At 67.3% G+C, this 19591-nt stretch carries 22 protein-coding genes; 10 read left to right on the forward strand and 12 right to left on the reverse strand.

Going from position 1 to position 19591, the window contains the following annotated elements; genetic code table 11:
- Positions 1 to 4 precede the first annotated feature (4 nt).
- From gspN to gspG, 8 genes are read right to left on the reverse strand one after another with little or no spacing between them, the layout of a single operon-like run.
- Entirely contained in the window at positions 5 to 805 is an 801-nt protein-coding gene (gene gspN, locus ABGI63_RS11650) for a type II secretion system protein N (protein WP_349742580.1), read from the reverse strand.
- Entirely contained in the window at positions 802 to 1323 is a 522-nt protein-coding gene (locus ABGI63_RS11655; RefSeq protein WP_349742581.1) for a type II secretion system protein M, read from the reverse strand. The genes gspN and ABGI63_RS11655 overlap by 4 nt, the downstream gene beginning before the upstream one ends.
- Positions 1320 to 2579 (reverse strand): type II secretion system protein GspL, encoded by a 1260-nt coding sequence (gene gspL, locus ABGI63_RS11660; RefSeq protein ID WP_349742582.1) that lies wholly within the window; start codon positions 2577 to 2579, stop codon positions 1320 to 1322. The genes ABGI63_RS11655 and gspL overlap by 4 nt, the downstream gene beginning before the upstream one ends.
- Positions 2580 to 2626: 47 nt before the next feature.
- On the reverse strand, positions 2627 to 3589 hold the full coding sequence (gspK, locus tag ABGI63_RS11665) for a type II secretion system minor pseudopilin GspK (RefSeq protein WP_349742583.1): 963 nt from the start codon (positions 3587 to 3589) through the stop codon (positions 2627 to 2629).
- Positions 3586 to 4221: a type II secretion system protein GspJ gene (locus ABGI63_RS11670; RefSeq protein ID WP_349742584.1), complete on the reverse strand. Its 636-nt coding sequence runs from the start codon at positions 4219 to 4221 to the stop codon at positions 3586 to 3588. Before ABGI63_RS11670 ends, gspK begins: the two co-directional genes overlap by 4 nt.
- 2 nt (positions 4222 to 4223) lie before the next feature.
- Positions 4224 to 4586 (reverse strand): type II secretion system minor pseudopilin GspI, encoded by a 363-nt coding sequence (gene gspI, locus ABGI63_RS11675; protein ID WP_349742585.1) that lies wholly within the window; start codon positions 4584 to 4586, stop codon positions 4224 to 4226.
- Positions 4583 to 5065, reverse strand: a complete 483-nt coding sequence (locus ABGI63_RS11680; RefSeq protein ID WP_349742586.1) for a type II secretion system protein — start codon at positions 5063 to 5065, stop codon at positions 4583 to 4585. Before ABGI63_RS11680 ends, gspI begins: the two co-directional genes overlap by 4 nt.
- Positions 5056 to 5496 (reverse strand): type II secretion system major pseudopilin GspG, encoded by a 441-nt coding sequence (gene gspG / locus ABGI63_RS11685; protein ID WP_349742587.1) that lies wholly within the window; start codon positions 5494 to 5496, stop codon positions 5056 to 5058. Before gspG ends, ABGI63_RS11680 begins: the two co-directional genes overlap by 10 nt.
- Positions 5497 to 5539: 43 nt before the next feature.
- Here gspG and ABGI63_RS11690 point away from each other — a divergent pair, with 43 nt between their 5' ends.
- Positions 5540 to 6139 (forward strand): hypothetical protein, encoded by a 600-nt coding sequence (locus ABGI63_RS11690; protein ID WP_349742588.1) that lies wholly within the window; start codon positions 5540 to 5542, stop codon positions 6137 to 6139.
- Between the two features lie 3 nt (positions 6140 to 6142).
- Here the strand turns inward: ABGI63_RS11690 and ABGI63_RS11695 are convergent, their stop codons facing one another.
- Positions 6143 to 7261, reverse strand: coding sequence for a nicotinate-nucleotide--dimethylbenzimidazole phosphoribosyltransferase (locus ABGI63_RS11695; RefSeq protein ID WP_349742589.1), 1119 nt, complete (start codon positions 7259 to 7261; stop codon positions 6143 to 6145).
- Positions 7262 to 7320: 59 nt separating this feature from the next.
- Positions 7321 to 8838 (reverse strand): threonine ammonia-lyase, biosynthetic, encoded by a 1518-nt coding sequence (gene ilvA / locus ABGI63_RS11700; protein ID WP_349742590.1) that lies wholly within the window; start codon positions 8836 to 8838, stop codon positions 7321 to 7323.
- A gap of 352 nt (positions 8839 to 9190) precedes the next feature.
- Between ilvA and ABGI63_RS11705 the strand changes: the two genes are divergently transcribed.
- Entirely contained in the window at positions 9191 to 9613 is a 423-nt protein-coding gene (locus ABGI63_RS11705; RefSeq protein ID WP_349742890.1) for an OsmC family protein, read from the forward strand.
- On the opposite strand, the gene coq7 is transcribed toward ABGI63_RS11705, so the two are convergent.
- Positions 9614 to 10258 (reverse strand): 2-polyprenyl-3-methyl-6-methoxy-1,4-benzoquinone monooxygenase, encoded by a 645-nt coding sequence (coq7, locus tag ABGI63_RS11710; protein WP_349742591.1) that lies wholly within the window; start codon positions 10256 to 10258, stop codon positions 9614 to 9616. It lies immediately after the preceding gene.
- A 292-nt stretch (positions 10259 to 10550) separates the two neighbouring features.
- Here coq7 and ABGI63_RS11715 point away from each other — a divergent pair, with 292 nt between their 5' ends.
- The 8 genes from ABGI63_RS11715 (at position 10551) to ABGI63_RS11750 (ending at position 19395) form a co-directional block, all read left to right on the forward strand.
- Complete coding sequence (locus tag ABGI63_RS11715) at positions 10551 to 11561, forward strand: porin (RefSeq protein ID WP_349742592.1); 1011 nt, start codon at positions 10551 to 10553, stop codon at positions 11559 to 11561.
- Positions 11562 to 11767: 206 nt separating this feature from the next.
- Entirely contained in the window at positions 11768 to 13165 is a 1398-nt protein-coding gene (locus ABGI63_RS11720) for a porin (RefSeq protein ID WP_349742593.1), read from the forward strand.
- 133 nt (positions 13166 to 13298) lie between these two features.
- Positions 13299 to 14036, forward strand: a complete 738-nt coding sequence (locus ABGI63_RS11725; protein ID WP_349742594.1) for a DUF3047 domain-containing protein — start codon at positions 13299 to 13301, stop codon at positions 14034 to 14036.
- A 241-nt stretch (positions 14037 to 14277) separates the two neighbouring features.
- Positions 14278 to 15261 (forward strand): ABC transporter permease, encoded by a 984-nt coding sequence (locus tag ABGI63_RS11730; protein WP_137941488.1) that lies wholly within the window; start codon positions 14278 to 14280, stop codon positions 15259 to 15261.
- On the forward strand, positions 15261 to 16472 hold the full coding sequence (locus ABGI63_RS11735; RefSeq protein WP_349742595.1) for a M20 aminoacylase family protein: 1212 nt from the start codon (positions 15261 to 15263) through the stop codon (positions 16470 to 16472). Before ABGI63_RS11730 ends, ABGI63_RS11735 begins: the two co-directional genes overlap by 1 nt.
- Positions 16469 to 17410: an ABC transporter permease gene (locus ABGI63_RS11740; RefSeq protein WP_349742596.1), complete on the forward strand. Its 942-nt coding sequence runs from the start codon at positions 16469 to 16471 to the stop codon at positions 17408 to 17410. The genes ABGI63_RS11735 and ABGI63_RS11740 overlap by 4 nt, the downstream gene beginning before the upstream one ends.
- A gap of 9 nt (positions 17411 to 17419) precedes the next feature.
- Complete coding sequence (locus tag ABGI63_RS11745; protein ID WP_349742597.1) at positions 17420 to 18403, forward strand: ABC transporter ATP-binding protein; 984 nt, start codon at positions 17420 to 17422, stop codon at positions 18401 to 18403.
- Positions 18400 to 19395 carry an ABC transporter ATP-binding protein gene (locus ABGI63_RS11750; RefSeq protein ID WP_349742598.1) on the forward strand — a complete coding sequence of 332 codons (996 nt, stop codon included), beginning with the start codon at positions 18400 to 18402 and terminating at the stop codon, positions 19393 to 19395. Before ABGI63_RS11745 ends, ABGI63_RS11750 begins: the two co-directional genes overlap by 4 nt.
- Positions 19396 to 19449: 54 nt before the next feature.
- Here the strand turns inward: ABGI63_RS11750 and lptM are convergent, their stop codons facing one another.
- Complete coding sequence (gene lptM, locus ABGI63_RS11755) at positions 19450 to 19575, reverse strand: LPS translocon maturation chaperone LptM (protein ID WP_137941493.1); 126 nt, start codon at positions 19573 to 19575, stop codon at positions 19450 to 19452.
- Positions 19576 to 19591: the final 16 nt, after the last annotated feature.

Genomic DNA, 19591 nt, shown 5'->3' on the forward strand with positions numbered 1-19591 from the left:
TCGTTCATCCAATCGAGATCACCGAGCGGGCGCCTTGGCGCCGGCCGATGATGTTCAGAAGATTGTTCAGCGCGGCTTCGCGCTCGGGCGCGGCCTGGGCCTCGCCCTGGAAACGGGCCTTGCCGCCACTGAGCACGCCCTGGCCGCTCAGCAGCAGCGCACCCTCCAGCGTGCTCAGTCGCAGCGTCGAGACGCCGGCCGCCGCCGGATCGGCCGCGACGCTGAAGCGGTAGCTGCCCAGCGGCGCCAGGGTCGAGATGCGCGAGGACAGGTTGACGAAGTCCAGGTCCAGCTGGCCCAGCTGGCGCCAGCGCCCCTGCGCCCATTCGAGCCGGAACTCGCGCGCGCTCAAGCGCACGCCACCGCCCAGCTGCAAGGTGTTCCAGGGCGTGCCCAGCCCGCCCAGCCAGGCGGCCGGGAAGCGCGTCAGCCAGTCGGCGCCCTGCTGCTGCGGCAGGCTAAAGCCCAAGCTGCCCAGGCCCGGCTGCAGCAGGATCTGCAGCTCGCCGTTGATGCAGCAGGCCTGGCGTGCGCTCAGCAGCAGGCCCAGGCCCTTGGGCGCCAGCGTCCATTCGATGCGGCCGGGCAACAGGCTGGCGTCGCGGCTGCCGGTGCCGCCGGTCAGCACCAGCACGCCGCTGCCGCTCCAGAGGCTGCCGCGGGTTTCGGCCAGCAGCAGATGGCCGTTGCTGGCCTGGGCCAGGCCGCGCGCCAGCCAGCTGGCCGGCGCGAACAGGATCAGGCCCAGCAAGGCGCCGAGCAGGGTACCGCCGAGACTCCAGCGCAGACTCGGTGGCTTGATCATGCCGGTGCTCCCAGCGCCAGCACGATGCTGCCGCTGAAGCCCTGCGGGCCGCGCTGCAAGGTGGCCTCGACCGGCCGGGCGCGGGCGGCACTGCGCACCTCGCCGAGCCAGGCCTGCAAGTCCTCGCTGCCGACGCCGTTGAGGCTCAGCACCGCACGCTCGCCGCTGATCGACAGGCGTGCGGCCGGCCCCAGATGCTCGCTGGCCGCCTTCAGCGCCTGCAGCGACTGCGCCGCCGGCACGGCCGGCTGCTCGCGCAGCTCGCGCGCTTCCTGCGCCAGGCGCTGCATCTGCTGCAACTGGGCATCGACCTGGCTCAGCTGGCCCGGCGCGGCGCGCACGGTGCGCAGCGCCGGTTGCACCGCGACGCTCCACAGCAGCAGCAGGCCCAGCGCGGCCGCGCCCAGCTGAGCGATGGTGCGCTCGCGCTCACCCAGCGCCTGCCAGCGCGACTTCAGCTGCTGCCACTGGGCCGCCTGCTCGGGGCTGAGGGCAAATCCGAGGGTTTTCTTGCTCATAGGGCGCGGGCGCGGCTCAGGGCCATGCGGCCATCGTTGATCTCGAGCTGCCAGCCTTCGCTGTGCAACTGGCGACGGAACTGCTGAATCTGGGCCTCGCTCCAGCCGGCGGCGGGGATCAGCAGCCGGCCGGTCTCGAAGGACAGCGCATCGGCCGGGCCGCGTTCGGCCGGCCAGGCGGTGGCGGCGGCGGCCAGCAGGGTTTCCAGGTCCTGTTCGCCGGCCCTGCCGGCGCTGGCGCGCAGCAGCTCGGTCTCGCGCTGCATCTGCAGCGGCGCATCAAGAATGGCACGCACCTGCGGGTGGGTGCTGCTGAGTGTCCGGTTCAGCGCGGCGCGTCGCTCACCGAGCTCGCTCCTGAGCTGCCAGGCCCACAGATTCAGGCCCAGCAGCTGCACCGCCACCAGGCCGGCCAGGCCCCAGCGCACCGGGCGCCAGCGGCTGCTCATCAGGCTGCGCCAGACCTCGCGCAGCGCGCGGATGCCGCGGGTGCGCGGCGCCAGCTCGAACTGGCGCAGATTCCAGGGGCTGTTGATGACATGCAGGGCGCGCTCGGCGTCGGACAGCGGCGCCACGGCCGTGCCCAGCCAGTGCTCGGCGGCGCCGATCACGCCGGGCGAGCCGGTCCAGCGTGCCGCTTGCACCACCGCAGCCGGGAACAGGTCGCGGGCCAGGCTGCCCTGCAGGCACAGCGTGCTGACGCCGTCGGCATGGCTCCAGCGCAGCCCGCATTGATCGGGCTGGGCGGGCTGGGCGGACTCGAGCCCGCTGGCGAAGAAATGGCCGCGCGCCTGGGCCTCGGGCCAGGACAGCGGTGCCAGCCGGTCGACAAAGACCTGGGCCTGTTCCAGATGCGCCAACTGCTCGACCAGCCAGGCCTTGTGCGTGACGACCACCCAGGCCTGCTCGCCGGCCTGCACCCCGGGCTCGATCGCGAAATGCAGGCTCTCGGTATCGTCGAGCAAGGCTTCTTCCATCGTGCCGGCCAGCGCGGCGCGCAGGTGGGCGCGGGCGGCACGCGGCAGCGCCAGCCGGTGCCAGCTCAGGTCGGCCTCGGCGGGCACCGCGATCACGGTGTCGGCGCGCGGCAGCAGCGCGGCGACGCTGCGACCCTGGGCCGTCGCCTGGACGCCGTCGTGGCTCAGCACATAGTCGTACTCACGGCCATGCTCGCCGCGGCTCAGGCCGTCGGGCGTGGCTTGGCCTTGGGCGCGCAGTCGGCCACGCTGGGGCAGGAGCAGGATCAGGGTGGTCATGGCTTATGGGTGGGGCATTCTAGGAGCAGCTTGTGTCGGCCCGACGCTCATCGTCCGGCTTCGAGCACCAGGTTGACGCGCTGACGGCTCAGCACCAGCATTTCAAGGTCGCGGCGTTGTACCAGCGAGCGCTCCTCCAGCACCCGTGCCTCCAGCCGCAGCCGGCCGTTGACGATGAAATAGGAGGAGACGAAGGCGGCGCGCTCGCCGCTGAGCACAACGCCCTCGGGCAGCAGGGCCTTGGCGTCTTCCAGATTGCGCAGCGGCGAGTGCTGGCGCTGCTGCACGACGCGCTCTGCCGAGGCCAGGTCCATGCCGTCGAACAGCGCGGCGATCACCTCGCGCGGTGCGGTGTTTAGATTGACCGGTGTGCGGGCCGGCAGCAGGGTCAGCAGCGGCCGCAGCCGGGCCACGATCTCGGCCGGAATGCCCAGCCATTGCAGCTGTTCGATGGCCTGCGGGCGCAGCGGCGCCTGCGCTTCGGGCTTCTCGGCCAGCGCGGCGCGCAACTGGCCGGCGATCTTGGCAGCGGTATCGCCCGGCACGCCGGCGCTCTCGCACAGGCGGGTCAGGGTGCGCAGTTCCAGGGCCTGGGCGGCCTCGTCGCCGCCGACCAGATTGCGCAGGTTGTACTGGGCCTGGGCATCCAGCAGCGTGCCGGACAGAAAGGCCTCGGGGCCCTCGTCCTTGCCGGTGTCTTCGCTGGCGTTCGTGCGGTCGGCGGCCAGAAAGGTCGAGAGCCTGGCTTCGGCCAGCGGCACGGCCCAGACCTCGCCGAGATGGTCGACGGGGTCGTTGCGGTTGGCGCGCGCGTCCTCGCGCAGGATCAGCCGGGCCCAGTCCAGCGCGCCCTGCAGAATCCAGGCCGACTGCGCGCGGGCGCGGTCGGCGGCCTCGATCTGCACCGCCCGGTACTGGCGCCACACCATGGCCGAGGCCAGGCTGGCCACCAGCGCGACGATCAGCAGCGCCGTCAGCAGCGCGGCGCCCCGGCTTCGGGTGTTTCTCATGATTGCGGCCCCAGCACGACCTGCCGGGTCAGCGGTCCGCCATGGCCGCTGCCGGGCGCGAACTGCAGAATCATCCGCACGCCACTGGGCAGCACCCGGCTGTTGCCGGCCACACCCGAGGCTGGGCCGGGGGCCTGCTTGACGTCGTCACTGGACATGGCATTGCTCCAGGCATTGCCGCGATAGAAGAACATCTGCCAGCCGCTGACGCCGTCCAGCGCCATCAGCTGCCGGTCCTGGTCGCCCAGGCCTTGCTGGCTGCGCAGCAAAGCATCGTTCAGGGCCGCGACGGTGTTGAGCGTCGCGGTCTCCCAGCGGTAGAGCCGGCCTTCGCGCACGGTCCAGGCCACCAGTTGCAAGCCACCGGGCTGCTGGCGGGTGATGCGCAGGCTGGCACCGTCGAAGCTCAATGGGCTGACGTCGCCGCCGCCGTCCTGCAGCGAACGCAGGTCCTGTTCCCATTGCGCCAGCACGGTCTGCAGCCGCTCGGTTTGCGCCAGGCTGCCCTGGCTGATGTCGCGGCTGCGCAGCATGCCGTCGATGCCGCGCCAGGACATCACCGCGATGGCGGCCATGATGAGCAGAGCCACCAGCACCTCGACCAGGGTAAAGCCGCGCTCGCTTCGGTGCACCTTCAATACCTTCCGACGATGGTGGACAGGCTCAAAAGCGGCACGCCCTGATCATTGGCTATCAGCGCATCGACGCGGCGGAAATTCGGGTTCGGCGTGGGCCGCACGACCAGGCGCCCGGCATAGTCGCGGCCCAGCTGGCTGCAGGCGAACTCGATATCACCGACGCCGGGGAACTGCCGCGCCAGACGCAGCTCGGCCAGCTGGTTCTCGGCGCACCACTGCGCGGCGCTGACCTGGGCCAGGCGCTCGGCATTGCCGGTCAGCGCACCGGCCGCCTTCAGGCCGGCCGCCAGCGTGATCGCGACGATGGCCAGCGCGACCAGCACCTCGATCAAGGTAAAGCCTTGCAAAGCTTTCTTCACGGAGCGGTCTCGGGCTCGTGCTGGGGCTCGAAAGGCCCCAGGCCGTCGGTCACCAACGCGATGCGTTGCGCGCCCAGGCGCAGGCGCAGGCGCTGTGCGCCGACCATGGGTTCGGGTCCGAGCTGAACCGATCGTGCGCCGACGATCTCCACCGCCACCGCCTCGCCCAGCCAGCGGCGCGGCAGCTGCATGCGCTCGGGCAGGCCGCGAAAGCGGAACTGGTCGCCGGAGTCGTCGCTGACCGGCGCCCATTGCACCGTCAGCCCGGCCGCACGCGCCTCGGCACGCGCGCTCTCGAACAGCGCCGCCAGGCGCTCGGCCTCGCGCTCCAGCTGCGCGCCGGCCGGGTCGCGCAGCGCCAGGCTCAAGGTCGCCGTCGCGATCGCAATCAGGGCCACGACGACCAGCAGTTCGATCAGCGTAAAGCCGCGGCCGAAGCGCGTCGTCCGTCCGCCGGGCTGTCCCACAGCTACTGCCAAGAGCCGATGTCGGCGTCCTTGCCCTCGCCGCCGGCCTGGCCATCGGCGCCATAGCTGTAGACATCGATCTCGCCCTTCACACCCGGGTTGGCGAATTGGTAGGGCCGGCCCCAGGGGTCGTTGGGCAGCTTCTCGACATAGGGCTTCCAGTTGGCCGGGGCCGGGCCGCTGCTGGGCTTGCGGACCAGGGCCTCCAGGCCCTGCTCGCCGGTGGGGAAGCGCTGGTTGTCGAGCTTGTAGAGCTTCAGCGCCTGCATCAGATTGTTGACGTCGGTGCGCGCGGCGGTGACGCGGGCGTCATCGGCCCGGTCCAGCACATTGGGCACGACCAGGGCGGCCAGCACACCGATGATGACCAGCACCACCAGCAACTCGATCAAGGTGAAGCCGCGCGGGCGGTGTGACGTTTTTTTAACGCTGAGGCTTGGCATGGAGGCGCCCGGTTGTCGCATTGGCATGAATCATAATCGGCGCATGCTCGCACGATTGTTGACCTTTGCCGTCTGGGGCCTGCTGGCCCTGTGCAGCGCCTTCTGGCTGCTGAAGCTGTTGCCGGCGCCGCTGCGTGTGCCGCCGCAGGCGCTGCCGGCCGCTGACGGTACGGGGCCGCGCGCCGACCTGAGCCGCTTGTTCGGCGCGCCGCAGGCCGCGCCGGTGGCCGAGGTCGCGGCACCGGTCGATGGACGCTACAAGCTGGTCGGCCTGGTGGCGCCCAAGCAGGGCGGTGGCCGCCATGCCGGCGAGGGCGTCGCGGTGATCACGGTGGACAACGCGCCGGCACGCACGGTGCGGGTCGGTGCGGCGGTCGACGGCGACTTGCAGCTGCTGGCGCTGGACGGCAATTCGGCGGCACTGGGCCGCCAGGGCGTGGTCAGCCTGCGCCTGAGCTTGGCGCCGCCGGTGCCGGCCGCAACCGGCAGCCTGCCGGCCGCCGTCGCGCTGCCGCCGCCGCAGATCAACAGCAACCCGCCGCCGCAGGCCTTGCCGGTGATGCCGCCCGCGCAGCCACTGCCGCCGGAGCTCCCACCCACCCAGACCGGGCAGGACGGTAATACCGGCAGCAATACCCGCTGATCCTCAGCGCTTGCTGAGCGGGCCGCCGACGGTGCTGAGTGGGCCCCCGGCGGTGCTGAGCGGCTGTGTCAGCATGGGCAGCGGCGCCGAGTCGATCGCGCCGGGCCGGTCGGCCAGCTCATGCAGATCGGTCAGCAGCGCGCCGGCGCTGCGTATCAGCGGCCAGGCCAGCGCGGCGCCGGTGCCGTCCGCGCTCTGCATGCCCAGTTCCAGCAGGGCCGAGGCATGGAACAGGGCCAGCGCTTCGTCCAGGCCTCGATGCGCGTGGCTGCGGCAGAACACCGCATAGTCGGTCACCGGCGCGGCGATCAGCGCGGCGATCTTCAGAGCTGCGCAGGCGGACATGCCGTCGACGATGATCAGCTGACGTTTGCTGGCTGCCACCAGCATGGCGCCGACCATCACTGCGATCTCGTAGCCACCCAGCCCCGCCAGCACCTCCATCGGCTCCTGCAGCTCGCGGTGCCGCGCCTGAGCGCCTTGCAGGATATGCAGCAGCCGGGCCAGGTCGTCCTGGTGCATATCGGGGCCGGACACGATGAAGTCACGCAGCGGGCTGTCGGCCAGGCGTGCCAGCAGCAGCGCTGCGCTTTCTTCCGAGCCCTGGCCGAGGCCGGCGCAGGCCAGCACATTGCCGCTCAGGCTGTCGGCGATCTCCATGCCGACGCGCACGCCGGCATGGGCTTGTTCCATGCTCATCGCCGAGCCGACGCGCGAGTTGCGCGTGCCATGGGCAATCTTGCGCGACAGCAGCCGGGTATGGGGCAGCAGCGGCTCGGCAATGCCGCAGTCCACCACGGTCAGCTGCAGCCCTTGCTGGCGGGCGAACACCGCCACCGGCAGCCGGTGCTGCAGGGCCAGCAGGGCCTGCTCGCGGGTGGAGCGGCCGTGCAGCAAGGCGATGCCCTCCACCGCGATGCCGTGGTCGGCGGCGAACATCAGCAAGGCGGGGTCGCGAAAGCGCGGGGTCAGCGTGTTCTGCACCAGGCCCAGGCGGACCGCCAGCGGCTCCAGCTCGCCCAGGCCGCCGGCGATCGCGGCGCGCCGGTCAACGCGCTCGCGCAAGGCGCGCTCGAGCTCGGGATTGGCGGTCGGCGAGATCAGCGATTGGTGGATGGGCATGGCTGGCTGGATTCTGGGCTATGCGATTGCCGACGTCATCCGCACTTGCCCGGCGGCGCTCAGCGCAGGAAGAGCTTGTAGACCGGGTTGCTGCTTTCGTCTTCGTAGGGGTAGTTGAGCGAGTCGAGAAACTCGCGCAGCGCCGCGCTGTCGCCACGCGGCACCTGGATGCCGACCAGGATGCGGCCGTAGTCGGCGCCCTGGTTGCGGTAGTGGAACAGGCTGATGTTCCACTCCGGGTGCATGCTGGAGAGGAAGCGCATCAGCGCGCCCGGCCGCTCCGGGAAGATGAAACGGTACAGCCGCTCGCTCTTGGCCAGCTCGCTGCGACCGCCCACCATATGGCGGACATGCTGCTTGGCCAGCTCGTTGTCGCTCAGGTCGACCGCCGGGAAGCCGTGCTTGGCAAGCTGGCGGGCCAGCTTGTCGGCCTCCTCGCGCTTGGTGATGGCGACGCCGACAAAGACATGAGCCTCGTTCTGGTCAGAGATGCGGTAGTTGAACTCGGTGACGCTGCGCGGCCCAAGCAGCTCGCACAAACGCTTGAAGCTGCCGCGCTCCTCGGGGATGGTGACCGCGAACAGGGCTTCGCGCTGCTCACCGACCTCGGCGCGCTCGGCGACGAAGCGCAGGCGGTCGAAGTTCATATTGGCGCCGCAGGTGATGGCGATCAAGGCCTGACCCTTGGCGCCGGTCTTGGCCACGTACTGCTTGAGTGCGGCCACACCCATCGCCCCGGAGGGCTCCAGGATGCTGCGGGTGTCTTCGAACACGTCCTTGATCGCGGCGCAGACCGCGTCGGTGTCGACGACAATGTAGTCATCGACTAGGGCCTGGGTGATGCGGAAGGTCTCCTCGCCGACCAGCTTGACGGCCGTGCCGTCGGCGAACAGGCCGACGTCCTGCAGCTGCACCCGCTTGCCAGCCTTGATCGAGCGCAGCATCGCGTCCGAGTCCTTGGTCTGCACGCCGATCACCTTGATCTCAGGGCGCACCGCCTTGATATAGGCGGCGATGCCGGAGATCATGCCGCCGCCGCCGATCGCGACGAAGATGGCGTCGATGGGGCCGGGATGCTGGCGCAGGATTTCCATCGCGATCGTGCCCTGGCCGGCGATCACATCGGGATCATCGAAGGGATGGACGAAGGTCAGCTTCTGCGCGCGTTCCAGCTCCAGCGCGCGGCCATAGGCGTCGGTGAAGCTGTCGCCGTGCAGCACGACTTCGCCGCCCATCGCCTGCACCGCATCGATCTTGACCTTGGGTGTGGTGACGGGCATCACGATGACGGCGCGGCAGCCCAGCTTCTTGGCCGACAACGCCACGCCCTGGGCATGGTTGCCGGCCGAGGCGCAGATCACGCCCTTGGCGCGCGCCTCGGGGCTCAGATGCGCCATCTTGTTGTAGGCGCCGCGCAGCTTGAAGCTGAACACCGGCTGGGTGTCCTCGCGCTTGAGCAGCACCTTGTTGGCCAGGCGTTTGGAGAGGTTCTTGGCGGTGTCCAGTGCTGTCTCGTCGGCAACCTCGTAGACCTTGGCATTCAGAATTCGCTGCAGATAGCTGTCGCCGCTGGGCATCAGGGCGGGCTTGCCGATGCTGGTGGATAGTTTGGTGCGGGGCTTCCGTGCAGGGCCGGCCATGAATGCTCTCCAATGCGGGGTGTTGCGGCGCAGCATCATAAGCCAGGGCCTGCCAGCGCTTCGCCGCCGGCGCGGGCACGAAAAAAAGCCCGAGTCCTTGCGGGCTCGGGCTGAATCCACCATGGAGGCGGTGGAGGAGACAATCGGTGCAGTGAAAAAACGCACAGGCGCCAAGGCGCGAACTTGTTCGTTTATTTTCGTTTGCTTGCTTAGAATTCTACTCGCAGCTTATGTTGCGCCGCAATATTTTTTCACCAAGCGGCGGTGGAAAGTCACAGGGCAAAGCAAGATGGAATGCACGATCAATTGGATGGGGGCCGATGGCATGGCTTTTGTCGCCGAAACGGGCAGCGGCCATCTGCTGAATATGGATGGGGCGCCTGCGGGCGGCGGTCGCAATCTGGCGCCGCGGCCGATGGAGACGGTGCTGGCCGGCACTGGCGGCTGCACGGCCTATGACGTGGTGCTGATTCTGAAGCGCGGCCGCCAAGATGTGCGTGGCTGCCAGGTCAAGGTCAAGGCCGAGCGGGCCGAGACCGACCCCAAGGTCTTCACGCAGATCCATATGCACTTCATCGTCAGCGGCCGGGGCCTGAACCCGGGCGCGGTCGAGCGGGCGGTGGCGCTGTCGCATGAGAAGTACTGTTCGGCCAGCATCATGCTGGCCAAGACGGCCAAGATCAGCACATCGATCGAACTGGTCGAGCTCTGATCAGATGCGGTGAGCCGTCACCGTCATCACTTTGGCGGCCAGACGCATCAGGCCTTTGACCGGGGCCGGCAGCTCGGCGGCGCCAGCGGCCTGTGCTTCATCGGCATGCCGGGCCTCGTCGAGCTTCATCTGCTCGACGATGGCGCGTGAGCCGGCGTCGTTGGCCGGCAGTCGGTCCAGATGGCCGGCCAGATGCTGCTCGACCTGGCGCTCGGTCTCGACGACAAAGCCCAGGCTGACACGGTCACCGGCCAGGCCGGCGAGCGCGCCCAGCGCAAACGCGCCGCCATACCAGAGCGGGTTCAGATAGCTGGTGTGGCTGTTCAGGTCCTGCAGGCGGTCACGGGTCCAGGCCAGGTGATCGATTTCCTCGGCGGCGGCCTGGTGAAAGTGGCTGCGCAGCTGCTCATTGCGGCAGACCAGAGCCTGCGATTGATAGAGCGCCTGAGCGCACACCTCGCCGACATGGTTGACGCGCATCAACGCGGCCGACAGTCGTCGCTCGGCCTCGCTCATCGCGATCGGCTCGGCCGCAGCCTCGGGCATGCTGCGCCCGGCGGTGTAGGCGCCGGACAGCGCACGCAGGCTGTTGTCCAGGCTGGCGAGCAGGCGGTCTTTGGCGTCAAGTCTTTGTTGGGCATGCATACGCCGATAGTTTAGGGGCGGCCCTGCGGTTTACCCCTGGGGCGGCCGCGTCTCGAAGCGGAAAACGGCGCTTTGTCAACCGCTGGCGCGGTATTGCTGTTCTGTGACGCTTTTCAAGCCTTTGTGCCTCGTTGCGTGATGACAACGAAGCCTTGGTTTTTCCTCTCGGTCGGCTGGTCATTCAGGGTTTGCTCTGGTGCAATACGGCAACTTCCGCTGAGGAGGTTGGCCTGATCAGCCCCGCAAGAGGGCTTCCCGGATCGGGGCCTCTTATTCAACCTAGGAGAAACGAATGAAGAAATCCCTGATTGCGTTGGCCGTGCTCGGCTCTATGGTCGGTGCTGCGTCGGCACAGTCGTCCGTCACGCTGTTCGGCGGCGTTGACCTGAATGCCCGCTACAACAAGGGCGGCGGCAAGACCTTCAAGACCATGGGCACCGACGGTATCTACAGCAGCCGTTGGGGCGTGCGTGGCGTGGAAGACCTGGGCGGTGGCCTGAAGGCCGGTTTCTGGCTGGAAGCCGCGATCAACCCCGATGATGGCACGACCAATGCGTCGCGTTTCTGGCATCGTCGCACCTCGGTCAGCCTGATGGGTGACTTCGGTGAAGTGCGTCTGGGCCGCTTCCTGACCAACCAATTCACGGCATATGCTGACTTCGATCCGTTCGGCACCAATGGTGTGGGCGACTCGAGCAAGTTCTATGCTGCTCCTGCGGCTGCTTTGAACGGCGTCATCACGAGCAGCACACGTGCTGACAACATCGTTGCTTATTACCTGCCTTCGAACCTGGGCGGTTTCTATGGCTCGGCCGAAGTCGCCGCTGGCGAAGGTGCTGCTGCCCCTGGCAACAACAACAAGTACCTGGGTCTGCGCCTGGGCTACGCCGCCGGCCCGCTGAACGTCAGCGCCGCCTTCTCGAACGCCGATCCGGACACTTCGAACGCCGATTACAAGCGCACGACCTTCTCCGGTTCGTATGATCTGGGCGTGGTCAAGCTGATGGGCTTCTACACCCAGAACAAGTTTGGTGCAGCGAAGCAGAAGATCGGCCTGATCGGCGCCAGCGCACCGCTGGGCAGCGGCACCTTGCGCGCTTCGTACATCAAGGCTTCGAACACGTCGCAGATCGCTGTTGGTTACATCCACGACCTGTCCAAGCGCACTGCGCTGTATGGCACGGTGGCTCGCGTGGATAACAAGCCTGGTGCCAGCGTCAAGGTTGCTGGTCCGGCGGCCTGGACCCTCGGCAGCGGCGCTGACAACGGCGGCGTCGAAGTCGGCGTGCGTCACACCTTCTGATTCCGCGCTCGCGCAAGCGAGCTTGTGGTCTCAGCGAAACCGCCCCTCGGGGCGGTTTTTTTTATGCCTGCGTCATAGCTGTCGAATGCGCCTGTCGCACAAGCGACAGGGTTATCGCCTGTGGGTCGCTTGCCACAAGAATGAACTTTGCCGCTGCGACCGACTCAGAATAGAAACACAAGGAAATTTCTAAGTAGGAGACAACGATGATGAAAAAAGCTTCCCTTGCTCTGAGCCTGCTCGCCGCCAGCACCACCGCCGCCTGGGCGCAGTCCTCGGTGACTGTATACGGCATCCTGGATGGCGGCGTCAGCTACACCTCGGGTATCGCCGGTGGTGCACGCAAGCAGGTGGTGAGCGGCATCATGGACGGTTCGCGCCTGGGCTTCCGTGGCAACGAGGACATCGGTGGCGGCTATCGTGCGCTTTTCGTGCTGGAGAATCGCCTGGAGCTGGACACTGGCACCAATAGCAACACGCCTGTCTCCGGCACCACCTTCCTGCCGGACCGTTGGGGCAAGCAGTCGGCGATCTTCACGCCGACGACCTTCACCCTGCCGGGCACGATTCCTCCGGCTCTCGCTGCGCAGCTGATCGGTGGCGCCACGGCCGGTCTGAATTCGGCCATGCAGAACGTCACGAGCACTCTCGGTGGGCGCCTTGCGGCCGCTTCGTTCGGTGTCAATATCGGCAACGCGCGATTCTGGGATCGCCAGGCTTATGTTGGCCTGGTCACGCCTTTCGGCGCGGTGCTGGCTGGGCGTCAGTACACCCCTGCGTATGAGCTGAATGCGGCATTTGACACGATGGCCACGCAGTCCAGCCTGGCGGCAGGTCAGGTTGCGGCGGTGCCCGCCGTGATCGATATCCGCCAGGCCAATGCGCTGCAGTACCGCATCCAGCAGGGCGGTCTGTCCGCCAGCGTGATGGTGGCGGCCGGTGAGGGCTCGACCTCTCAAGGGCGCTTCTATGGTGCGATGGTTCAGTACAAGACCGATGACTACGGTGTCGGCGTTGGCATGAACTCCAAGGACAACGAGTTGGGTCAGCGCTCGCTGCGCTCCATCACGCTGGGTGCGTCGGCCAAGGTCGGCCCCGGCACCGTGAGCTTCTTGTACAACGACATTTCCGACCCCAATCCCTCGGGCCTGTCGGCGCTGCTGGATGGCTTGCGCACGGCGCTGGTTGGCCAGGTCCGGCCGGGCCTGGCGGCCCAGCTCAACGCCGCAGCGCCCGGTGTCGGTACTCTGCTGGCCAGTCAGATCAATGTCGATGGTCTGGTCAACAACTACAAGTCGGCCTTTGTGCAGGACGCTGCAGCTTTCAGCATCGGCTATCGCATGACCATGGGGCAGCACACCTTCTACACCGCGTTCAACCGCCTGGATGACAAGACGCGTGTCAATGCGGACACGGATTCTTACGGTGTGGCCTACAGCTACGCGCTGTCCAAGCGCACCGATCTGAATTTCGTGCTGACGCATTTCGACAACAAGGGCATGGGCCAGGCCGCACCCGGCCAAGCCGGTTTCCTGGGCGGCTTCACCAGTGCGCCGGGCGTGGACTCCAACAATGTGGCCATGGGCATCCGTCACCGCTTCTGAGTGCATGTTCAAGACGTGATGGCACCGTGGTGCCGTCAACACAAGGCCGCTGCGAAGCGGCCTTTTTTATGCGCGCTCATCTGCCGTGACTTTTCACCGAGCGATGATGACTGCCCTGCTCTAGTTTGTTCCCATGCTGTACCGATTCAAACCTTGCCTGCTGCTCGTCCCCGTTCTGCTGATGCTGGGTTGCGCCCAGACGCCTGAGCGGGAGCCGCAAGAACCGGTGCTGGAGGGCTGGTCGGCGCGCGAGCTGCCTGGCAAACGCGCGACCCGCTACAGCCTGGCCAGGCGTGAGGGCAGGGCTTGCGTGCATGCGCAGGCCGATCAGTCCGCCAGCCTGTGGCGGCGCCGCTTGCAGCTGGACCCGCAGCAGCTGGGCCCGCTGGAGTTCGACTGGTGGATCGCCGGCCAGCCGGGTGGTGCCACGGTGACCGACCCCGAGACCGACGACGCGTCGGCGCGCCTGGTGCTGGCTTTCGACGGCGATGCGAGCCGCTTGTCGGTGCGCAACCGCATGATGTTCGAGCTGGCCCACACCCTCAGCGGCGAGGCGCCGCCCTTCGCGACGCTGATGTATGTCTGGGATGCCCAGGCCACGCCCGAGACCGTGGTGATCAGCCGGCGCAGCGATCGGGTACGCAAGATCATCGTTGGCTCCGGCCCGAGCGCCAAGCCGCGCTGGCAGCGCTTCACGCGCGATGTCGCGGCCGACTATCGCCTCGCGTTTGGTGAGTCGCCCGGCCCCTTGATCGGTGCGGCCTTCATGACCGATGCCGACAACACCCGCGGCCGGGCCGAGGCATGCTATGGGCCGCTGGTGTTCCGCGATGGCGAGCAGCGCAGCCTGCCGGGCAGCCTGCTGTTCTGACGCCGGTTTTCATGCCAGGCCCATCAGGGCTTTCCCGTTTGTCGCGCCGGGCAGACTTCTCCATGATGGCGCCCAGATGACCTTGCCCTGATTTGGTGCCTCGCTCATCGCTTGCCGTGACAGGCGGGTGCATTGCTTCGAAGAAGCAATGCCAAGGCTTGGCCTGATTCATGCATACCATGCGCTCAGCAATGGCCTCGATGCACCCCTCACTCTCTGCTGACAAAGCGCCGAACAAGACATGCTAGTTTTTATTCTGAGACGCCTTGCCCAGGCCATCGCCGTGATGCTGACGGTGGCCTTCATCGCCTTCATGCTGTTCCAGTACGTCGGCGATCCGGTGACCAATCTGCTGGGCCAGGACGCGACGCCCGAGCAGCGCGAGCAACTGCGCAAGGATCTGGGCCTGGATGACCCGTTTCCGGTCCAGTTCGCCAAGTTCATCGGCAACGCGGTGCAGGGCGAGTTCGGCCTGAGCCTGCGCCAGGGTCGCAAGGTCTCGACCCTGATCGCCGAGCGTTTCCCGGCCACGCTGGAGTTGTCTATGGCGGCCGGTGTGATCGCGCTGGGCGTCGGGATTCCGCTGGGGGTTTATGCGGCGCTGCGGCGCGGCCGCTTTCTCTCGCAGATGCTGATGACGCTGTCGCTGCTGGGTGTGTCGCTGCCGACCTTTCTGATCGGCATCCTGCTGATCCTGATCTTTGCCGTGACGCTCAAATGGCTGCCCAGCTTCGGCCGCGGTGATGTGGTCGCACTGGGCAGCTGGACCACCGGGCTGCTCACCGTCGATGGGCTCAAGCATCTGCTGTTGCCGGCGATCACGCTGTCGGTGTTTCAGCTGACCCTGATCATGCGGCTGGTGCGCTCGGAGATGCTGGAGGTGCTACGCACCGACTACATCAAGTTTGCCCGTGCCCGCGGCCTCAGCAACAACGCGGTCTACTTCGGCCATGCGCTGAAGAACACCCTGGTGCCGGTGATCACGATCACCGGCCTGCAGCTCGGCTCGCTGATCGCCTTCGCCATCATCACCGAGACCGTGTTCCAGTGGCCCGGCATGGGCCTGCTCTTCATCCAGGCGGTGCAGTTCGCCGACATCCCGGTGATGGCCGCCTATCTGTGCCTGATCTCCTTCATCTTCGTCACCATCAATCTGCTGGTCGACATGCTTTATTTCGCGGTCGACCCGCGCCTGCGCATCGAAGGCAAGGCCGGAGGCCATTGATGAGCGGCGCCTACCAGCGACTCAGTGCGCTGCATGGCGAGCTGACCGCGCTGCGGCGCGAGTTGCACGCCATGCCCGAGCTGGGTTTCCAGGAGACGCGCACGGCGGCCCGCGTGGTCGAGGCCTTGCGCCTGTGCGGGGTCGACGAGATCCACACCGGCATCGGGCGCACCGGCGTGGTCGCGCTGATCCATGGCCAGGGCGGGGCGGGCGGCCGCCTGCTGGGGCTGCGCGCCGATATGGATGCGCTGCCGCTGCAGGAAGACAACGACTTCGCCTGGCGCTCGGCCAGCCCGGGCCTGATGCATGCCTGCGGCCATGATGGCCACACGACCATGCTGATCGGCGCGGCCCGCTACCTCGCGCAGACGCGGGCTTTTGCCGGCACGGCCGTGCTGATCTTCCAGCCCGGCGAGGAGGGTTATGCCGGCGCGCGCGAGATGATCAATGACGGCCTGTTCGAGCGCTTCCCGGTCGAGGCTGTCTATGCGATGCACAACTGGCCGCAGATGCCGGTCGGCCATATCGGCATCAATCGTGGCGCGATGATGGCGGCGGCCGATCAGGTCGAGATCGTGTTGACCGGGCGCGGGGGCCACGGCGCGCACCCGCACCTGGCGGTCGATCCGGTGCTGATGGCCGGCCATGTGATCACGGCCGTGCAAAGCCTGGTTTCGCGCAATGTGGCGCCGCTGGACCAGGCCGTGGTCAGTCTGTGCTCGCTGCGTGCCGGCGAGCCGGGCGCCTTCAGCGTGATCCCGCGCGAGGCCCGGTTGACCGGCACGGTGCGCAGCTTCCGACCCGAGGTGCAGCTGCTGATCGAGCAGCGTCTGGCCGAGTTGGTGCAGTCGCTGGCCCAGGGCTTCGGTGGCAGTGCCAGCGTCAGCTACCAGCGCCTGTACCCGGCCACCATCAACTCGGCCGCCGAGGCCGATTTCGCGGCCGATGTTGCCGAGCGCCTGGTCGGCGCGGCCCGCCTGAATCGCGAGCTGCCGCCCAGCATGGGCTCGGAGGACTTCTCCTTCATGCTGCAGGTCAAGCCGGGCGCCTATCTGCGCCTGGGCCAGGCGCGCACCGAGGGCGAGAACTGCGGCCTGCACAACCCCCGTTACGACTTCAATGACGAGGTTCTGCCTCTGGGTGCGGCGCTGTTCGCCGGCCTGGTCGAGCAGGGCCTGCCCCTATCACCGTCCGGAGTATCCACGCCATGAGTTCCCCGAGTTCCCCTGTTGCTGCGGCGCCGAATGCCTTGCAGCGCTTTTTCGATGGCGATGTCTGGCATTCCTTCCGTGCCTCGCCGACGGCCATCATCGCGGCCGTCATCGCCTTCATCTGCGTGTTCTGCGCGCTGTTCGCCGAATTCGTCGCGCCGCACAACCCGTTTGATCTGGCTTCGCTGGAGCTGATGGATGCGCGCCTGCCGCCGGCCTGGATGGAAGGTGGCAGCAGCAAATACCTGCTGGGCACCGACGACCAGGGCCGCGACTTGCTGTCGGCGCTGATGTATGGCGCGCGCATCTCGCTGTTCGTCGGCCTGGCCTCGGTCGTGCTGTCGATGATCATCGGTGTCGGCCTGGGTCTGCTGGCCGGCTTTGTCGGCGGCAAGGTCGATGCCTTCATCATGCGGGTCTGCGATGTGATGCTGTCCTTTCCGTCCATTCTGGTGGCGCTGCTGATCGACGGCGTCGGTCGGGCCATGTTCCCGAACGCGCATGATGCGCTGGCCTTCGGCGTGCTGATCTTCGCGATCGCGCTGACCGGCTGGGTGCAGTACGCCCGCACGGTGCGCGGCTCGACCATGGTGGAACGCAACAAGGAGTATGTGCAGGCGGCCCGCGTGATCGGCGTCAGCTCGCTGCGCATCATGCGCAAGCATGTGCTGCCCAATGTGCTGGGGCCGGTGCTGGTGCTGGCAACCATCCAGGTCGCGGCCGCCATCATCACCGAGGCGACCCTGTCCTTTCTGGGCGTCGGCGTGCCGCCGACCAGCCCGTCTCTGGGTACCTTGATCCGGGTCGGTAACGACTTCCTGTTCTCCGGCGAATGGTGGATCACGATCTGGCCCGGCGTGATGCTGGTGCTGATCGCCCTGTCCGTGAATCTGCTCGGCGATTGGCTGCGCGACGCCCTCAATCCCCGCCTGCGCTAAGAGTTTTCTATGACCGCACCTCTTCTTGAAGTCCGCCATCTGCGGGTCGAGTTCCCGACCCGGCGCGGCACCCTGCTGGCGCTGGACGACATCAATTTCGACATCGCACCCGGCGAGATCCTCGGCGTGGTCGGCGAGTCCGGCGCCGGCAAATCGCTGACCGGTGCGTCCATCATCGGCCTGCTAGATCCTCCGGGGCGCATCGCCTCCGGCGAGATCCTGCTGGAAGGCCGGCGCATCGACAACCTGCCCTATGACGAGATGCGCAAGATCCGCGGCCGCCAGATCGGCGCGATCTTCCAGGATCCGCTGACCTCGCTGAATCCGCTCTACACGGTGGGCCAGCAGCTGACCGAGACCATCACCACCCATCTGAACCTCAGCGAGAGTCAGGCGCGCAAGCGCGCGATCGAGCTGCTGGAGCAGACCGGCATCCCGGCCGCCGCGCAGCGCATCGACCAGTATCCGCACCAGTTCTCCGGTGGCATGCGTCAGCGCGTCGTGATCGCGCTGGCGCTGGCAGCCGAGCCCAAGCTGATCGTGGCCGACGAGCCGACCACGGCGCTCGACGTCTCGATCCAGGCGCAGATCATTTCGCTGCTCAAGCGCATCTGCAAGGAGCAGGGCGCGGCCGTGATGCTGGTGACGCACGATATGGGCGTGATCGCCGAGACCTGTGACCGCGTCGCGGTGATGTATGCGGGCCGGGTCGCCGAGATCGGCCCGGTCCACGATGTGATTCACAAGCCGGCGCATCCCTACACCGTTGGCCTGATGGGCTCGATCCCGGCGATGGACGAGGACCGTGAGCGCCTGCTGCAGATCGACGGCGCGATGCCGCGCCTGAACTCCATCCCCAATGGCTGCGCCTACAACCCGCGCTGCCCCAAAGTCTTCGGCCGCTGCCGTACCGAGCGCCCCGAACTGCTGGCCACAGGCGCGACCCGCGCCTCGTGCTGGCTGCATGCTGCCGAGAAGGAAACCGTTGTATGAGCCGCCCGCTGGTTGAAGTCCAGGACCTCGCCAAGATCTTCGATGTCTCGCAGCCCTGGTTGAACCGCGTCGTTGAACGCAAGCCCAGGCAATTCGTGCACGCCGTTGACGGCGTCAGCTTCAGCATCCAGAAGGGCAAGACCCTGGCCTTGGTCGGCGAGTCCGGCTGCGGCAAGAGCACGGTGGCGCGTCTGCTGGTGGGCTTGTATAAGCCGACCTGCGGCAAGGTCAGCGTGGACGGCGTCGATACCGCCCAGACCCTGGCCGGCCCCGGCGCTCAGGCGCTGCGCCGACGCATGCAGATGATTTTCCAGGATCCCTATGCTTCGCTGAATCCGCGCTGGAAGGTGCAGGACATCATCGGCGAGCCGCTGCGCGAGCATGGCCTGATCAACCAGGCCGAGGAGCTGAAGGCACGCGTCGGTGAGTTGCTGCAGTCGGTCGGCCTGACGCCCAGCGACCGCGAGAAGTTCCCGCACCAGTTCTCCGGCGGCCAGCGCCAGCGCATCTCGATCGCACGCGCCCTGGCCACCCAGCCCGAGTTCCTGGTCTGTGATGAGCCGACCTCGGCGCTGGATGTCTCGGTGCAGGCCCAGGTGCTGAACATCATGAAGGACCTGCAGCGCGAGCGCGGCCTGACCTATCTCTTCATCTCGCACAACCTCGCCGTGGTGCGCCATGTCTCGGACCAGGTCGGTGTGATGTATCTGGGCCGCCTGGTCGAGGTGGCCGACAAGGCCGATCTGTTCGGCCGCCCGCGCCACCCTTACACCCGCATGCTGCTGGATGCGATTCCCGACATCCATATGAGCGGGCGCGCCCGCACGCCGGTGCAGGGCGAGGTGCCGAACCCGCTGAGCCCGCCCAGCGGCTGCAGCTTCCATCCGCGCTGCCCCCATGCCAACGAGCGCTGCAAGGCCGAGCGCCCGCCGCTACAGGACTTTCAGGGCATCAAGGTGGCCTGCCACGCAGTGGAAGAAGGCCGAATCTAAGGACCTTGCGGGACAGACCGCTCGAGCGAAGCGAGTAGCTCTGTCCCCAACTGGCTAAGGGCTGGCGGGAGCGGATGCCGCCTGTTTGGGCGCGGGCAGGGTCAGCGGGCCTTTTTGCCCGCAGGCCGTCAGCAGCAGGGTGATCAGCAGCAGGCCTACACTTGCGTTTGTCTTTTTCATTCCGCGAGTTTATCGG

This window comes from Roseateles cavernae (genome assembly GCF_040187885.1).
GTDB lineage: Bacteria > Pseudomonadota > Gammaproteobacteria > Burkholderiales > Burkholderiaceae_C > Roseateles_E > Roseateles_E cavernae.

What these genes read in the sequence shown, in the direction of transcription:
- ABGI63_RS11705 (WP_349742890.1), top strand. Translation starts at nt 9,191, where the DNA reads ATGGAATGCACGATCAATTGGATGGGGGCCGATGGCATGGCTTTTGTC.
- ABGI63_RS11745 (WP_349742597.1), top strand. Translation starts at nt 17,420, where the DNA reads ATGACCGCACCTCTTCTTGAAGTCCGCCATCTGCGGGTCGAGTTCCCG.
- ABGI63_RS11750 (WP_349742598.1), top strand. Translation starts at nt 18,400, where the DNA reads ATGAGCCGCCCGCTGGTTGAAGTCCAGGACCTCGCCAAGATCTTCGAT.
- gspL (WP_349742582.1), bottom strand. Translation starts at nt 2,579, where the DNA reads ATGACCACCCTGATCCTGCTCCTGCCCCAGCGTGGCCGACTGCGCGCC.
- ABGI63_RS11735 (WP_349742595.1), top strand. Translation starts at nt 15,261, where the DNA reads ATGAGCGGCGCCTACCAGCGACTCAGTGCGCTGCATGGCGAGCTGACC.
- ABGI63_RS11690 (WP_349742588.1), top strand. Translation starts at nt 5,540, where the DNA reads ATGCTCGCACGATTGTTGACCTTTGCCGTCTGGGGCCTGCTGGCCCTG.
- gspN (WP_349742580.1), bottom strand. Translation starts at nt 805, where the DNA reads ATGATCAAGCCACCGAGTCTGCGCTGGAGTCTCGGCGGTACCCTGCTC.
- gspK (WP_349742583.1), bottom strand. Translation starts at nt 3,589, where the DNA reads ATGAGAAACACCCGAAGCCGGGGCGCCGCGCTGCTGACGGCGCTGCTG.
- ABGI63_RS11720 (WP_349742593.1), top strand. Translation starts at nt 11,768, where the DNA reads ATGATGAAAAAAGCTTCCCTTGCTCTGAGCCTGCTCGCCGCCAGCACC.
- lptM (WP_137941493.1), bottom strand. Translation starts at nt 19,575, where the DNA reads ATGAAAAAGACAAACGCAAGTGTAGGCCTGCTGCTGATCACCCTGCTG.
- ABGI63_RS11715 (WP_349742592.1), top strand. Translation starts at nt 10,551, where the DNA reads ATGAAGAAATCCCTGATTGCGTTGGCCGTGCTCGGCTCTATGGTCGGT.
- gspG (WP_349742587.1), bottom strand. Translation starts at nt 5,496, where the DNA reads ATGCCAAGCCTCAGCGTTAAAAAAACGTCACACCGCCCGCGCGGCTTC.
- ABGI63_RS11730 (WP_137941488.1), top strand. Translation starts at nt 14,278, where the DNA reads ATGCTAGTTTTTATTCTGAGACGCCTTGCCCAGGCCATCGCCGTGATG.
- ABGI63_RS11655 (WP_349742581.1), bottom strand. Translation starts at nt 1,323, where the DNA reads ATGAGCAAGAAAACCCTCGGATTTGCCCTCAGCCCCGAGCAGGCGGCC.
- coq7 (WP_349742591.1), bottom strand. Translation starts at nt 10,258, where the DNA reads ATGCATGCCCAACAAAGACTTGACGCCAAAGACCGCCTGCTCGCCAGC.
- ABGI63_RS11725 (WP_349742594.1), top strand. Translation starts at nt 13,299, where the DNA reads ATGCTGTACCGATTCAAACCTTGCCTGCTGCTCGTCCCCGTTCTGCTG.
- ilvA (WP_349742590.1), bottom strand. Translation starts at nt 8,838, where the DNA reads ATGCCCAGCGGCGACAGCTATCTGCAGCGAATTCTGAATGCCAAGGTC.
- ABGI63_RS11695 (WP_349742589.1), bottom strand. Translation starts at nt 7,261, where the DNA reads ATGCCCATCCACCAATCGCTGATCTCGCCGACCGCCAATCCCGAGCTC.
- ABGI63_RS11740 (WP_349742596.1), top strand. Translation starts at nt 16,469, where the DNA reads ATGAGTTCCCCGAGTTCCCCTGTTGCTGCGGCGCCGAATGCCTTGCAG.